This window comes from Chromobacterium haemolyticum (genome assembly GCF_002081825.1).
Classification (GTDB): Bacteria; Pseudomonadota; Gammaproteobacteria; order Burkholderiales; family Chromobacteriaceae; genus Chromobacterium; species Chromobacterium fluminis.
In genome coordinates this window covers 152,705-167,311 of the sequence record NZ_MUKU01000003.1, presented here as the reverse complement: position 1 = coordinate 167,311, position 14,607 = coordinate 152,705, and the positions used below count along the sequence as shown (strand labels likewise).

General features: G+C 64.3%; 14 protein-coding genes. 8 read left to right on the top strand and 6 right to left on the bottom strand.

What is annotated here, in order from left to right; genetic code table 11:
- Positions 1 to 144 precede the first annotated feature (144 nt).
- Entirely contained in the window at positions 145 to 1,680 is a 1,536-nt protein-coding gene (locus B0T39_RS03060) for a thioredoxin family protein (RefSeq protein WP_081544748.1), read from the top strand.
- A gap of 1 nt (position 1,681) precedes the next feature.
- Here the strand turns inward: B0T39_RS03060 and B0T39_RS03055 are convergent, their stop codons facing one another.
- Complete coding sequence (locus B0T39_RS03055) at positions 1,682 to 2,863, bottom strand: GGDEF domain-containing protein (RefSeq protein WP_081544747.1); 1,182 nt, start codon at positions 2,861 to 2,863, stop codon at positions 1,682 to 1,684.
- 167 nt (positions 2,864 to 3,030) lie between these two features.
- On the opposite strand from B0T39_RS03055, the gene arfB reads away from it, so the two are divergent.
- From arfB to B0T39_RS03035, 4 genes are all read left to right on the top strand, one after another.
- Entirely contained in the window at positions 3,031 to 3,438 is a 408-nt protein-coding gene (arfB, locus tag B0T39_RS03050) for an alternative ribosome rescue aminoacyl-tRNA hydrolase ArfB (protein ID WP_081544746.1), read from the top strand.
- An 82-nt stretch (positions 3,439 to 3,520) separates the two neighbouring features.
- Positions 3,521 to 5,143 carry a methyl-accepting chemotaxis protein gene (locus B0T39_RS25540; protein WP_081544745.1) on the top strand — a complete coding sequence of 541 codons (1,623 nt, stop codon included), beginning with the start codon at positions 3,521 to 3,523 and terminating at the stop codon, positions 5,141 to 5,143.
- A 75-nt stretch (positions 5,144 to 5,218) separates the two neighbouring features.
- Entirely contained in the window at positions 5,219 to 5,425 is a 207-nt protein-coding gene (locus B0T39_RS03040; RefSeq protein WP_019101381.1) for a hypothetical protein, read from the top strand.
- Positions 5,422 to 6,033, top strand: a complete 612-nt coding sequence (locus B0T39_RS03035) for a 3'-5' exonuclease (protein WP_081544744.1) — start codon at positions 5,422 to 5,424, stop codon at positions 6,031 to 6,033. The genes B0T39_RS03040 and B0T39_RS03035 overlap by 4 nt, the downstream gene beginning before the upstream one ends.
- Positions 6,034 to 6,071: 38 nt before the next feature.
- Here the strand turns inward: B0T39_RS03035 and B0T39_RS03030 are convergent, their stop codons facing one another.
- Positions 6,072 to 7,001: a LysR family transcriptional regulator gene (locus tag B0T39_RS03030; protein WP_081544743.1), complete on the bottom strand. Its 930-nt coding sequence runs from the start codon at positions 6,999 to 7,001 to the stop codon at positions 6,072 to 6,074.
- A 121-nt stretch (positions 7,002 to 7,122) separates the two neighbouring features.
- Here B0T39_RS03030 and B0T39_RS03025 point away from each other — a divergent pair, with 121 nt between their 5' ends.
- The gene (locus tag B0T39_RS03025) at positions 7,123 to 7,932 is read left to right on the top strand and encodes a phytanoyl-CoA dioxygenase family protein (protein ID WP_081544742.1); all 810 of its coding nucleotides are present in this window, start codon (positions 7,123 to 7,125) and stop codon (positions 7,930 to 7,932) included.
- 53 nt (positions 7,933 to 7,985) lie between these two features.
- Here B0T39_RS03025 and trpE read toward each other — a convergent pair whose 3' ends face one another.
- From trpE to rpe, 4 genes are all read right to left on the bottom strand, one after another.
- The gene (trpE, locus tag B0T39_RS03020) at positions 7,986 to 9,449 is read right to left on the bottom strand and encodes an anthranilate synthase component I (RefSeq protein WP_081544741.1); all 1,464 of its coding nucleotides are present in this window, start codon (positions 9,447 to 9,449) and stop codon (positions 7,986 to 7,988) included.
- Positions 9,450 to 9,587: 138 nt separating this feature from the next.
- Positions 9,588 to 10,256: a phosphoglycolate phosphatase gene (locus B0T39_RS03015; protein WP_081544740.1), complete on the bottom strand. Its 669-nt coding sequence runs from the start codon at positions 10,254 to 10,256 to the stop codon at positions 9,588 to 9,590.
- A 246-nt stretch (positions 10,257 to 10,502) separates the two neighbouring features.
- Positions 10,503 to 11,258, bottom strand: a complete 756-nt coding sequence (locus tag B0T39_RS03010; protein ID WP_081544739.1) for an SDR family oxidoreductase — start codon at positions 11,256 to 11,258, stop codon at positions 10,503 to 10,505.
- A 29-nt stretch (positions 11,259 to 11,287) separates the two neighbouring features.
- Positions 11,288 to 11,968 carry a ribulose-phosphate 3-epimerase gene (rpe, locus tag B0T39_RS03005; RefSeq protein WP_081544738.1) on the bottom strand — a complete coding sequence of 227 codons (681 nt, stop codon included), beginning with the start codon at positions 11,966 to 11,968 and terminating at the stop codon, positions 11,288 to 11,290.
- Between the two features lie 107 nt (positions 11,969 to 12,075).
- On the opposite strand from rpe, the gene apaG reads away from it, so the two are divergent.
- Both apaG and B0T39_RS02995 read left to right on the top strand, forming a co-directional pair.
- Entirely contained in the window at positions 12,076 to 12,456 is a 381-nt protein-coding gene (apaG, locus tag B0T39_RS03000; RefSeq protein ID WP_019101389.1) for a Co2+/Mg2+ efflux protein ApaG, read from the top strand.
- Between the two features lie 338 nt (positions 12,457 to 12,794).
- Positions 12,795 to 14,588, top strand: a complete 1,794-nt coding sequence (locus B0T39_RS02995) for an ABCB family ABC transporter ATP-binding protein/permease (RefSeq protein WP_081544737.1) — start codon at positions 12,795 to 12,797, stop codon at positions 14,586 to 14,588.
- Positions 14,589 to 14,607 lie beyond the last annotated feature (19 nt).

The window sequence follows — 14,607 nt, the reverse complement described above, 5'->3', positions numbered from 1 at the left end:
CGCGCCGCCAGGACCGTTTGTCGTGAGGGCAGGTGAGACCGGCAATGGATTTTTTCTTGCTAAACACAGAAGCGACCGCACTTTATTACGTTAGGATAATTGCGTTAGCATGGTTCGATAACCCAACCATAAGAGAATTCTGCGATGAAGCTTACCTTGATCTCGCTGGCTTTTGTCGCCGCCAGCCTGGCCTTGCCGGCGCAGGCGGCCTCCGCTCCGGTTGACGGCCACGCGCTGCCGCCCGGCATTGCCTGGCTGCAGGGCGATGTGCCGGCCGCTTTTGCCAAGGCCAAATCGGAAAACAAGCCGCTGTTCCTGTACTGGGGCGCGGTATGGTGCCCGCCGTGCAACCAGGTCAAGGCCACCATTTTCAACCGACAGGACTTCATCGCCCGCACCCGCCAGTTCGTGCCGGTCTATCTGGACGGCGACAGCCCGGACGCGCAAAAGCTGGGCAGCGAGTTCAAAGTACGCGGCTACCCAACCATGATTCTGTTTCGGCCGGACGGCACGGAGATCACCCGCCTGCCGGGCGAGGTGGACCCGGAGCGCTATCTGCGTACGCTGGAACTGGGCTTGGCGGCGGCGCGGCCGGTGAAAATCTTGCTGCAGTCGGCCCTGGCCGGCGACGCGTTGGCGGACGGGGACTGGCAATTGCTGGCGGACTATTCCTGGGATACGGACCAGGCGCAGATCGTGCCTGAGAAACAAGTGGCGGCAACTTTGGCGCGGCTGGCGGACAAGGCGCCGGCGCGACCGGCGGGCACCGCCTTGCGGCTGAAGTTGAAAGCGCTAGCCGCCGCGGCCGGCGAGGAGACGCCGGTGACGGACCGCGCGCAAGGGCTGGCCGTCGCGCGCGCCGCCTTGGCCCAGCCGCGCGTCAACGCCGACATCCTGATCAACAGCGCCGCCGACATCGTCAAGGTGCTGAGCGCGGACGAGGCGGAGCGTCAGGCGTTGACGGCGCAATGGGACGCCGCCCTGGACAAACTAGCTGTGGACGCGGGCTTGTCCACCGCGGATCGCCTGGGCGCCTTGTCGTCGCGGCTGGCGCTGGCGCGTTTGAACCAGCCCAAGGGCGAGCTGCCGCGGTCCTTGCGCGAGGAGGTCAAACAGCGAGTGGCGGCGGCGGACAAGGCCACTGGAAATCCCTACGAACGCCAAGCGGTGATCACCGCCGGCGCGGACCTGCTGACGCAAGCGGGCTGGCTGGACGAGTCCGACGCGCTGCTGAAGGCAGAGTTGGGCCGCTCCCACGCGCCGTATTACCACATGCTGATCCTGGCTTCCAACGCCAAGCAGCGAGGGGACAAGGCCGCGGCGCTGGATTGGTATCGTCAGGCCTATGAAGCCGCCAACGGTCCGGCCACGCGCCTGCAATGGGGCGTCAGCTATCTGAGCGGGGCGATTGAGTTGGCTCCGGGGGACGAGAAACGGATAGAGAGCACCGCCAGCGCCATTTTCAAGGAAGCGGGCGGCACGCCCAGCGCCTTCTACGAGCGCAATCGGCGCTCGCTGGAAAAAGCGGTGAATCGGCTCAAGGGCTGGAGCCGGCAGCAACAGCAGGCGGCGGCGCTGGCGCGGCTGGCCGGACAGCTGGACGAGGTGTGCGGCAAGCTGCCGGCAGGCGATCCGCAAAAGCCTGTTTGCGAGGGCCTGGCGCAGTCCGCTCGCTCTTGAGTCAGCCGGCGACCGGCAGCGCCGACAGCATCACCTTGTCGCGGCCATGATGCTTGGCTTGGTAGAGCATGGCGTCGGCCTCGCAGAACAGGCTTTCCAGCGAGGCGTGGCTGCTGTTCAGGCAGGCCACGCCCAGGCTGGCGGTGAAGCGCAGCCGCGCGCCGGCGTCCGGCAGCGGCAATTCGATGCGGGCGATGGCGGCGCGCAGCCGCTCCGCCACCTGGCCCGCCTGTTCTCGGCCGGTATCCGGCAGCAGAATGCAGAACTCTTCGCCGCCGTGGCGGCCGATCAGGTCCGTCTGCCGCGCTTGTCGGCGCAGACAGTCCGCCAGCGCGGTCAGCGCCTGGTCGCCGGCCAGGTGGCCGTGGCGGTCGTTGATGCTTTTGAAATGGTCCAGATCCAGCACGATCAGCGACAAGGCGCGCCGCTCGCGCTGGGCTAGACGGAACGCGGCTACCGCCTCTTCGTCGAAGCTGCGCCGGTTCAACAAACGGGTCAGGCTGTCGCTGCGCGATTGTTGCAACAACTGATCCATCGCCCGTTCGTACACCAGATAGAGCTGGCACACCACCACGCCGTAGCCAGACCACTGCGTCATCAGCAGCAGCAGGTTCTGACGCTGGCCAACCACTTCGATGTCCGGCTGCATGGCGGACAGCGCCAGCGCCAGCCGCGTCAGTTCCAGCAGCAGGGTCAGCACCGCCAGCGCCGAAGCCAGCGACTTGCCGGCGCGCGGTGAATCCTGTTCCGCCTGCCACAATCGCCAGGCGATCAAGCCCCATAGCAGACAAGCGCCCAGCGAGAAGATGGCGTGGCGGGCCAGCGCCGAATGCGCGAGGCCGTCGTGGATGAACAGCAGCAGAGGAATGAAGACCAGGGCTAGGCCCAAGGGCAGGCTGTAGTGGCTGGAGTGCTTGTAAAAACGCTCGATGCTGATCAGCACGTGCAGCGCCGCCAACTGGATCAGCAGCTTGGCGCTGATGGAGATCAAGGCGGGGTCCAGCTCCAGCGGCGCCAGGTAGAGCATGCCGGCCGCCGCGTCCAGCAAACCGCCGATGGCGAGCGCCAGCACCGCGGGTTGGCGTTGGCTGCGCTGCCAGAACAGGAAGGTGACCAGGGAGATGACCAGGCTGTAGCCGGCGGTGCAAGCCAGTGTTGTCCGAGGGTCGAGAAAAAATGACATCGTGTTCTATGGGCAAAGAGCGTCTGGCAGGGTATCGGCCAGGCAAGCGCACGACAATAGCAGTCTATTGATATCCATACAATTTCACTCTGAAATAAAACGCCGCCCCATGCCAAGGTATGCGGCGCGTGCGCTACAATTATCTCTTTTGACTGTTGGTCTGCATCATGGACAAGCCGCGGTATCCGATCAGCGAGCGCGAAGTGGAATTCAGCGCGATGCGCGCGCAAGGCGCGGGCGGGCAAAACGTCAACAAAGTGTCGTCGGCGGTGCATCTGCGCTTCGACGTGCGGGCTTCCTCGCTGCCGGAATGGCTGCGGGAGCGGCTGCTGGCCCAGCCGGACCAACGCTTGAACAAGGATGGGGTTCTGGTGATCAAGGCGCAGCAGCATCGCACCCAGGAATTGAACCGCGCGGACGCGCTGCAGCGCCTGCAGGCCTGGGTCGATGCCGCCAGTCACATCCCCAAGGCGCGCCGCGCCACCAAACCCACTTACGGCTCCAAGCAGCGGCGGCTGGCCGGCAAGACGCGGCGCGGCGAGGTCAAGTCCCTACGCGGCAAAGTGGATCTATAGCCGGCCCAATTGCTTCGGCGGAATCCCTGGAATGTATTAGTGTTAATGCTGTGGGCATTAATATTGAGGCAAGGGGGCCGCGATGCAAGGCTTGACGATTAGGGCGCAGCTGCAGCTGCTGGCTTTCGGCGTAGTGGTGTCCTGTCTGCTGATCGGCGCGGTTGACTACCAAAGCACGGCGCATCTGGTGCGCAGCATCAACGAGTTGCTGGACAGCCAGGGCGCGGTGCGGCGGCAGATGGATGCCGACATGATGCACGACGCGGTGCACGGCGACGTTCTGGCGCTGATGTTGGCGCAGAAAAACGGCGATCGCGCCGCGCTGACCGAAATCCGCAAGGACGTGGACGAGCACAGCAAGCGCTTTCTCGGCGCGATGAAGGAAAACCAGGACAAGATCAGCGATCCCGAAGCCCGTTCCTTGCTGCAGCAGATACTGCCGGTGGTGGAACGCTATACCGGAGCGGCCGCCGCCATCGTAGCCGCCGGCTTTGACCAGCCGGAGCAGGCCACGGCCAAGTTGAAGGACTTCCAGCAGGACTTTGCGCTGTTGGAGGACAAGATGGAAAAACTGGCCGACGCCATCGACAGCGGTTCGAGGCGGCAGAACGATAGCACGGTGGCGCAGGTTGGCGTGGCTGCCGTGATCATCATTGTGGCGGCGCTGGTTGCGGCTTTGCTGATGGCCCTGCTGTGCTGGTGGGTAGCGCGGTCGGTGCTGCCTCCCATCGAGCGTTTCAAGGACACGGCGCAGCGCATCGAACGCAGCGGCGATCTGTCCATCCGTGCTCAAGTGGGACGGCGCAATGAGCTGGGCGCGGCCATCGGCGAATTCAATACCCTGATGGACACTCTGCAGGGCATTGTGGGCAAAGTGGGCCAGACTTCGGGCGCGCTTGGGGGTTCGGTCGACGAGATCGCCCAACTCACCCAAAACGTGGAACAGGCCAGCCGGCTGCAAACCGATTCGGCGCAGTTCATGGCCGGCGCCATTCAGCAACTGGCCGACCATCTGGCCAGCGTGGCCGAGCACGCCGACAGCACTTTGCGCATCGCCGGCGAAGTGGGGCAATGCTCGAGCGAAGGCAGCAAGGCGGTGCAGCAGACCGTGGGCAATATCGGCAACCTGGCCCAAACCATTCATCATAGCGCCAACAGCGTGCAACTGCTGGAAGGCGACATCCGCAAGATAGGCGGCATGGTGGATTCAATCCGCAGCATCGCCGATCAGACCAATCTTTTGGCCTTGAACGCGGCCATCGAAGCCGCGCGCGCAGGCGAATCCGGCCGCGGCTTCGCCGTGGTGGCGGACGAGGTGCGCGCGCTGGCGGAACGCACCGCGCAGGCGACGGCGGACATCGTCAACGTCATTTCCCAGTTGCAGGCCACCTCGGTGCAAGTGGTCAGCGGCATGGAAAACGGCGTGGGCCAGGTGGAGCAGGGCGTGGAACTGGTGAAGCAGCTGGGCGGCATGGTGGGCCAGATCGGCCGCCAGGCCGGCGTGGCGGAGGAGCGCATCCGCAATATCTCTCGGCTGCTGGACAATCAGAAGGCGGCCGGCGCGCAAATTCTGGCCAACGTCGACGAAGTGACCCAGCACGCCGGCACCACCAGCCGTTCGGTTGAGCTGGTGCAAGACGAGTTGGTGCAGCTGCGCGGCCATTTCGGCGAGCTGAGCGAATCCATCCGCCATATGCGGGTGTGAGCGGTTTGGCCGCCGCGGCTTGCGCGGGTAGAATGCGCAGTTTTCGGCACGCGGAAGCGATGTGAGGATACGGCCATGGCCAAGAAGCAAAAACAAGACGAGTTGGACGAGGAAACCCGCGCGCTGCTGGAGTGGTGCGCCGAGGTGGAAACTCACCTGGTGGCGGCCGGCGCCACCGTGGCGGAGGCGCAGGAGCATATCGAGGAACAGGCGGAGTGGTACACCGATCAGTACTACGACGGCCTGAGCCCGGAAGAGGCGGCGCGGGCGGCGCTGAAATGAGTAGACGCATCGCCGTCATCGACTTTGAAACCAACGGCGCGTCTCCGGGGCGCGATTGCCGCGCCACCGAAATCGGCGTGGCGCTGCTGGAGGACGGCCGCATCGTCGGCCGCTATCAAAGCCTGATCAACGCCGGCGTGTGGATTCCGCCGATGATCGAGCGCCTGACAGGCATCAGCAACGCGATGTTGCGCGACGCGCCGCCGCCGGCGGTGGCGATGGCCGAAGCGGCGCGCTTCGTCGGCGACACGCCGCTGGCCGCTCACAACGCCAGCTTCGACCGCAAGTTTTGGGATTACGAGCTGGCCCAATTGGGCCTGGGGCGCCAGCAGGACTTCGCCTGCACCCTGTTGTTGTCGCGCCGGGTGTTGCCGCAGGCGCCGGACCACAAGCTGGGCACTTTGGCGCGCTGGCTGAGCTTGCCGGACACCGGCCGCGCCCACCGGGCGCTGGCCGACGCGGAAATGGCCGCGCAACTGTTGTGCCATTTGCAGGGCGAGCTCAGCCGCCGTTACGGCGCGCGGCTGGCCGATCACGGCCAGTTGTGCGGCATGCAGAAGATCAGCGCGGCCAAGATAAGTCAGTATCTGCAAGCCCAGGCCGGCTGAGCCGCTGTCGCGCGTCGCGAGACGCGGTGGAAGTCTCATCAGCCTTCGTCGGGCGCGCCGACGCCAAACGCGGGCCTGGCCGTGAACCAGTCCAGCGCCCGTTCGCGCAGCGCGGCGACGGCCGGCGTTTCCGCCCGCTCGCGCAGGCAGGCCAGCACGATGCGTTGTTCCGGCAGCGGCTCGGCGATGGGACGCAGCGTCAGCGGCCGGCCGTCGTAGCTGTGATCGCCGCTGGGGCGGGTGTAAGCGATGGCCACGCCCAGGCCGTGGGCCACCATGCCGCGCTGTAGTTCAAAACTGCGGACCGACTCCAGCCGCGCCGGCCGTAACCCGTGCATGCGTAGCAAGTCCAGAAAATGCGAGCCGCTGTGCGCTTGTTCGGTCAGCAACAGCGGCCATTCGCACAACTCCTTCAACATTACCCGCTCTGTCCGCGCCAGCGGATGATCGACCGCCAGCAGCGCGTGAGGCGCCAGCGTGCGCAGTTCGGTCAAGGCCAGCGTGGGCGGCAGCGCCAGATCATAGCTGATGGCGGCGTCCAGCCCGCCCTGAAGCAGCTGCGGGCCGATCAGGTCGAACCCACATTCGCGCACCTCCACGCGTAGAGACGGATGACGTTCGCGCAGCGCGCGCAACACAGGCGGCAAGCAGTAGGGCGCCAAGTCCTCAAAGCAGCCCAGCGCCAACTCCCCGGCTAGCGCGTCCGCGCCGTCGGCCAGCCCCTCCAGCGCCATTGCGGCTTCCACGGTCCATCGCGCTTGCGCCAAAGCCTGCCTGCCAAACGGCGTCGTCGCCATTCCGGCGCCGCGGGTGCGGATAAACAGGGCCTGGCCCAAGATGTTTTCCAGCTCGCCTACGGCGGCGGACACAGCCGGCTGAGACACGTTCAGTCGTTCGGCCGCCGCGCTGATGCCGCCGTGACGGGCCACGGCCAGCGCGTAGCGTAATTGGCGCAGGGTTAACTTCATCGTTTTTTCCGAGGAGAACAATCAAAACATATTATTTTATTTTGGCATGGATTTGCGGCGATAGTGAGGGCAGCCGCCCACAGTGGCGGCGCCCACCCGCATCAATCGAGAGGAGAACGTCATGCTTGCCTGTCCCGAGATTTCCGCCGCCGACGTCGCCGCCTTCCAGCGCGACGGCGCAGTCTGCCTGCGCGGCCTGTTTCGCGATTGGGTGGACGTCATCGCCGCCGGCATCGAGCGCAATCTGCGCGCGCCCGGCTCCTACGCCGGCAATGTGGTGGCGGCAGGCGAGCCGGGGTCCTTTTTTGAGGATTATTGCAATTGGCGGCAGATTCCCGAATTCGAAGCGGTGGTGAGGGAGTCGCCGTCCGCGGCCTGCGCCGCTGCCTTGATGCGTTCGGCCAGCGCGCAATTCTTCCACGAGCATGTGCTGGTCAAGGAGCCCGGTACTCACAAGCCCACGCCCTGGCATCAGGACATCCCGTATTACTTCGTCGACGGCGAACAGACCGTCAGTTTCTGGATTCCGGTGGACCCGGTGGATGAGGCGACGCTGCGCCTGATCGCCGGTTCGCACCGCTGGGAGGAATGGGTGCGGCCGCTGCGCTGGAAAGATGAATCCAGTTTTTATCAAGGCGACGCGCGCCGATATCGAGACGCGCCGGACCCGGATCGCGAGCCGGGCATGGAGGTGTTGGAATGGGCTTTGGAGCCGGGCGACGCAGTAGTTTTCGACTTCCGGACTGTGCACGGCGCGCGGGGCAATCCCGGCGGAGGTAGGCGGCGCGCCTTGTCCTTGCGTTGGCTGGGCGACGACGCGCGCTACGCCGAGCGTCCGGGCCGCACTTCGCCGCCCTATCCGGAACATGGCATGCGGCCGGGCCAGCGCTTGCGCGAGGATTGGTTTCCGGTGCTGTGGCCGGCGGCCTGAGCAAGAAGCTGTTGAATGCCAAACGGCCCGCCAGGGCGGACCGTTTGACCGGATCAGGCGTCCAGCCCCTGCTGGGCCAGCGCCGCGGCGCGCAGCACTGCGCGCGCCTTGTTCTGGGTTTCCTGCCATTCCATTTCCGGCGAGGAATCGGCGACGATGCCGGCGCCGGCCTGCACGTAGAGCATGCGGTTTTTCAATACCGCGGTGCGGATGGCGATGCACAGATCCATATCGCCGTTAAAGCCGAGATAGCCGACTGCGCCGCCGTAGATGCCGCGCTTGCTGGGCTCGAACTGGTCGATGATTTCCATCGCCCTTACCTTGGGCGCGCCGGACAGGGTGCCGGCCGGAAAAGTGGCCTTGAGCACGTCGATGTTCGACACCTCGGGGCCGACCTTGCCCTCCACGCTGGACACGATGTGCATCACATGGGAATAGCGTTCGATGGCCATATTGTCGGTGACGCGCACGCTGCCGGTGGCGGCGACGCGGCCCACGTCGTTGCGGCCCAGGTCCATCAGCATCACGTGTTCGGCGATTTCCTTGGGGTCGGCCAGCAACTCGGCGGCCAGCGCCTCGTCCTGCTCGCGGGTTTGGCCGCGCGGGCGGGTGCCGGCGATAGGACGCACGGTGACGGTGTCTTGCTCGCGGCGCACCAGGATTTCCGGCGAGGCGCCCACCACGTGGAAGTCGTCGAAGTGATAGAGGAACATATAGGGCGAGGGGTTCAGGCTGCGCAGGGCGCGGTAGAGGCTGAGCGGGGTCTCTGCGAACGGCATTTGCATGCGTTGCGACAGCACCACCTGCATGATGTCGCCGTCGTGGATATAGCGCTTGCAGGCGGATACCGCGTCTTTGAAGGCCTGTTCGCCGTACTCGGACGCCGATTGCGTGCCTTGGGCAGGCAAGGACAAGGGCGCTTCCAGCGGCTCGCGCAGGCGGGCGCGCAGTTGCGCCAGCCGCGCTTCGGCTTTGAGCAGCGCGTTGGGCACTTCCGGATCGGCGTAGACGATCAGATAAAGCTTGCCGGACAGGTTGTCCACCACGGCCAATTCCTCGGACACCATCAGCAGCATGTCCGGCGTGCCTATGGTGTCGGGCTTGCTGGTTTCGGACAGCCGCTTTTCGATGTGGCGGATGGTGTCGTAGCCGAAATAGCCCACCAGGCCGCCGGTGAAGCGGGGCAAGCCGGGTTGAGACGGAGTGTGGAAGCGTTGTTGAAAGGCTTCGATGAAGGCAAGCGGGTCGCCGCTGTGGCGCTCGATGACTTTGTCGCCGTATTCCACCTGTACCTGCTGGCCGTTGACTCGCAGCCGGGTGGTGGACGGCAGGCCGATGAAGGAGTAGCGGCCAAAGCGTTCGCCGCCGACAACGGACTCCAGCAGATAGGAATAGGGCTGGTTGGCCAGTTTCAGGTAGACCGACATCGGGGTGTCGAGGTCGGCGAACAACTCCAGGCTGACCGGGATGCGGTTGTAGCCGGCGGTGGCGAGGCGGTTGAATTCTTCATGAGTCATGGCGGGTCCTGCGCTTTTGTGGTCGTGGTGAGGTCGAATGCGGCTTGTTAAACAGGCATTGAGCGACGCCATCGGCATCCAAGCCGGTATCCTTGCTTGTTCATGAAGTTGTCATCCGTAAAAGAAGTTATCAGCTGATCAGCTATTCTTCATCAAATCGTATAGTTCGGCAATATTAGCCACGACCAAGTCGGCGCCCAGGCTCGCCGCATCGGCATAGCCGTAGCTGACGGCGATGGCGGCGCAGCCGGCATTGCGAGCGGCCAGCACATCGTTGGCGGAGTCGCCTACCATCGCCATCTGTTCCGGGGCGATGCCCAGCACTTGGCAGACATGTTGCAGCGGCAGCGCCGACGGCTTCTTTTCCGCCAGGGTATCGCCGCCGATGAGCAGGCTGAAGTGGTCGCGCAGGCCCAGTTGCTCCAATAACGGCAGCGCCAGCCGTTCGGACTTGTTGGTGATGACCGTCAGCGGCAGTTGCAGCGCGCGCAACAGGCCCAAGCCCTCGCTAACGCCGGGGTAGATAGTGGTGTGGTCGCTCAGGTGTTCGCGGTAGTACTGGATGAAGAAGACGTAGCCGCGCTCCCACAGCGCCGGATCGGCCTGACCGTCGCGTTCATTGGTCAGCGCGCGGTGCACCAGGCTGGCGATGCCGTCGCCGACATGCTCCTGAATGCGCAGGGCCGGCAGCGGCGGCAGGTCCAGGTGTTCGCGCATGGCGTTGGCGGCGGCGGCCAGATCGGGGATGGAATCAACCAGGGTGCCGTCCAGATCGAAGGCGACGGCTTTGATGTGTTTCAGGTTCATAGGCGTTTCAGTGCGGCGGCCTTGGCCGCCGCCGGTTTGGTTTAGTTTAAGGCGGGCTTGCCGTGTCGCGCCTCGCTACGCGCGGCAGGTTTTGAACCGCTTCTCAGAACGTGTTTACGATCTCGCGAGCTAAGGCGAGACAAGGCGAAAACGGTTGAAGAAGCGGAATGTACAGGTGGTACATGAGCATTCTGAAAGCGTTTTCAACGCCGTATCGCCGACGCGCAGCAGATCGTAAACAGGTTCTCAGCCCAGGTTGCGGATGTCCACCACGGCTTGCAGGCCAAAGGCCGGCGACAGCAGGTGATCGACGATGCGGCGCGCGGCGGCGGCCGGGGTGCTCAGTTCGCCGTCCGTTTTCAGCGCGTCGAAACGCGATTTTTGCGGAAACTGTTCGGCGTCGCTGCCGCGTATGCTGGCCTGCATGTCGGTGTCGACCACGCCGGGATAGAGCGAGACGATTTGCGCGGCCTTGTCCTGGCCGGCCTGTTCCGCGGCCACGCTGCGGCTGAAGTGGTCCAGCCCGGCCTTGGTGGTGCAATACACGCTCCAGCCCGGGTAGGGTTTGGCGGCGGCGCCTGAGGAAATGTTCAGGATGCGGCGGCGGGCCTTGAGGCCGGCGCTGGCGCGCAGCAGCGCGTCCGTGGCCAGCATCGGCGCCGCCAGATTGATCGCCAGCGCGCGGACCAGGTCTTCGGCCGGGTAATGGCCGGCCTGGGCGATGGGCGTCACCACGCCGGCGTTGTTGATCAGGTTGAGGCTGGCGCAATCGGCCGGCTTCAATTGTTCCACCGCGGCGACGATGGCCGGGGCCACCGCGGCGGCGTCGGAGAGGTCGACGTCTAGGGCGATCAGGCGTTCCGGATAGCGGCGCGCCAGCGGGGCCAGCGCGTCCACGGCGCCGCGCGCCAGGCCGGCGACACGGTAGCCGTCGGCAAGCAGGGCTTCGGTCAGCGCCAAGCCGAGGCCGCGGGAGGCGCCGGTCACGATGAAGGCATGCATAGTCTGTGCTCCTGGGAAGAGGGCCGGCTTCAGCGGAGCTGGGCCAGCTCGGCGCGCATCGCGTCGATCACGGTTTTATAGTTGGCCTGGCCGTAGATGGCGGAGCCGGCGACGAAGGTGTCGGCGCCAGCCTCGGCCACCGCGCGGATATTGTCGGCCTTGATGCCGCCGTCCACTTCCAGCCAGATTTCGCCGCCGTGCTTGGCGGTGTATTCATCGATGCGGCGGCGCGCCTCGCGCACTTTGTCCAGCGCGTGCGGGATGAACTTTTGGCCGCCGAAGCCCGGGTTCACCGACATGATCAGCACCATGTCTATCTTGTCCATCACATGGTCAAGGTAGGACAGCGAGGTGGCGGGGTTGAACACCAGGCCGGCCTTGCAGCCAGCATCCTTGATCAGGCCCAGCGTGCGGTCCACACGCTCGGAGGCTTCTGGGTGGAAAGTGATGATGTCCGCGCCGGCTTTGGCGAAGGCGGCGGCCAGGCTGTCCACCGGCTTCACCATCAGATGGACATCGATGGGCGCGGCGCTGTGCGGGCGGATGGCTTCGCACACCATGGGCCCTATGGTCAGGTTGGGCACATAGTGATTGTCCATCACATCGAAATGGATGATGTCGGCGCCGGCGGAGATGACATCGCGAACCTCTTGACCAAGACAGGAAAAATCGGCGGAAAGAATGCTGGGAGCGATACGGAAAGTGCGCATAGGGCGTTGCTTTGGGCAAGGATGAACACGGGATGGCCACATTCTACCGCGCCAAAAGCGTCCCGGCGGGATAAAATGAAGCACAAACAACAAAAGGAGCGCTGAACATGGCGGAAAAAACCTACCGTGTCGAAGTGGAAGCCGAACCGCATTACATCGAAGAACAGTCCAATATGGCCAACGACATTTATGTGTTCGGCTATCGCATCCGCATCACCAACACCGGCAGCGAACCGGCGCAACTGGTCAGCCGCCACTGGATTATCGCCGACGCCAACGAGCAGGTGCAGGAAGTGCGAGGCATGGGCGTGGTGGGCGAGCAGCCGCGCATCGAGCCGGGGCAGTCTTTCGACTATTCCAGCGCCACCCATCTGAAAACGCCCTACGGCTCAATGAAGGGCAGCTATCAGTTCCTGGCCGACGACGGCAAGCGTTTCGAGGCGGAAATCCCCGAGATGAATCTGGTGGCGCCGCGCGTGCTGCATTGATGGCCCCTTCGAATGTCCGTTACGCGTTGGCGAGGCGGCGTTGAAACCGGCTCCGGCATGCTCATGCGTCGCTTGACCATGCCGTTTCCGCCAGCCGCAACGCCTTGCCTTGCTCCATGCCGCTAGGCTTTGAACAGGCTCCGGGACTTCACAAAGCCGGCGGCGTTATTTTTCCCTTGGCCAGGTCCACCATACGATGAAGGTGGCCAATCCGCCGGCAATCGCCGCTTCCAGCAATAATATCCACATGTCCGCGCCCCCTGGCGAGCGTTGATGATGTTTGCAAAACAGCTCAACTCTCACTTTGGAACAGCTTGACGCAACAGGCAATCCCAAATATGCGTTTTACCCATTCCGGCCCGGCTCCGGCCCGTCGCAACGATGTCGCCACCCTCAAGACGCTTGTGCCCTATTTATGGGTGTTCAAGTGGCGGGTGCTGCTGGCGCTGTCCTGTATGATTTTGGCTAAGGTGGCTGCGGTCAGCGTGCCCTTGTACCTGAAGGACATTGTCGATCAACTCTCGGTGCCGGCCACTCTCTTGGCCTTGCCGGTGCTGGCTCTGGCCGGCTACGGCTGTGCCCGCTTGCTGTCAAGCGTGCTGGGCGAGCTGCGCGACGCGGTGTTCGCGCGGGTGATCCAGGGCGCGGTGCGCAGCGTGGCCCGCGGCGTGTTCCAGCACCTGCTGCGGCTGTCGCTGCGCTTTCATCTGGAGCGCCAGACGGGGGGCATGAGCCGCGACATCGAACGCGGGACCAAGGGCATAGGCTTTTTGCTGAACTTCACCGTGTTCAACATCCTGCCCACGCTGCTGGAAATCGGCATGGTCACCGCCATCCTGCTGCACCGTTACGCCTGGCCGTTTGCGTTGGTGACCTTCGGCACCATCGCCGTCTACATCGCGTTTACCCTGGTGGTGACAGAGTGGCGCACCGTTTACCGCCGCAGCATGAACGACCTGGATTCCAAGGCCAACGCCAAGGCGATAGACGCGCTGCTCAATTACGAGACGGTTAAATACTTCAACAACGAAGCTTATGAGGCGGAGCGCTACGACAAGAACCTGGCGGCTTGGGAGGCTTCTGCGATCAAGAACCAGGTGTCGCTGTCCATGCTCAACGCCGGTCAGGGGCTGATCATCGCCAGCGGCGTCACTTTGATCATGGTGTTGTCCGCGCGGGAGGTGGTGGCCGGGCGGATGACGGTGGGCGACGTGGTGCTGGTGGCCACTTTCATTACCCAGTTGTACGCGCCCTTGAACTTCCTGGGCTTTGTCTATCGCGAGATCAAGCATTCGTTGGCCGACATCGAGCGCATGTTTGTGCTGCTGGGCGCCAACGAGGAGGTGGCGGACGCGCCGGAGGCTGCGGTCTTGGCCGCGCCGGCGGCCGGGGTGCGCTTTGAACAGGTGGGCTTCGCTTACGAGAGCAAGCGGCGGATTCTGAACGAGGTCAGCTTCGATATTCCGGCCGGCAAGACGCTGGCGGTGGTCGGCGCCAGCGGCGCGGGCAAGTCGACGCTGTCGCGCTTGCTGTTCCGCTATTACGATGTTGGACAGGGGCGGATTCTGGTCAACGGCCGCGACATACGCGAACTGACTCAGGACAGCCTGCGCGCCCATATCGGCATCGTGCCGCAGGACACCGTGCTGTTCAACGACACGGTGTATTACAACATCGCTTACGGCCGGCCGGGAGCCAGCCGCGAGGAGGTGATAGAGGCGGCCAAATCGGCGCACATCCACGATTTTGTCAGCAGTCTGCCGGACGGTTACGACACTATGGTGGGCGAGCGAGGCCTCAAGCTGTCCGGCGGAGAAAAGCAAAGAGTGGCGATTGCGCGCACCATTCTGAAAAATCCGCCCATTCTGATTTTCGACGAGGCCACCAGCGCGCTGGACTCCCGCACCGAGAAGGCGATCCAGCGTGAACTGGCAGAAATATCCGCCAATCGCACTACCTTGATCATCGCCCACCGGCTGTCCACCATCGTCGACGCCGACCAAATCCTGGTGATGGAGGCCGGGCGCGTATTGGAGCAGGGCGCGCACCGCGAACTGCTGGAGCGCGGCGGCCGCTACGCCGAGATGTGGCGCTTGCAGCAGACAGAGCAGCCGGCGGCCGACGAGGCCTGAGAACCTGTTCAGAGTCTGC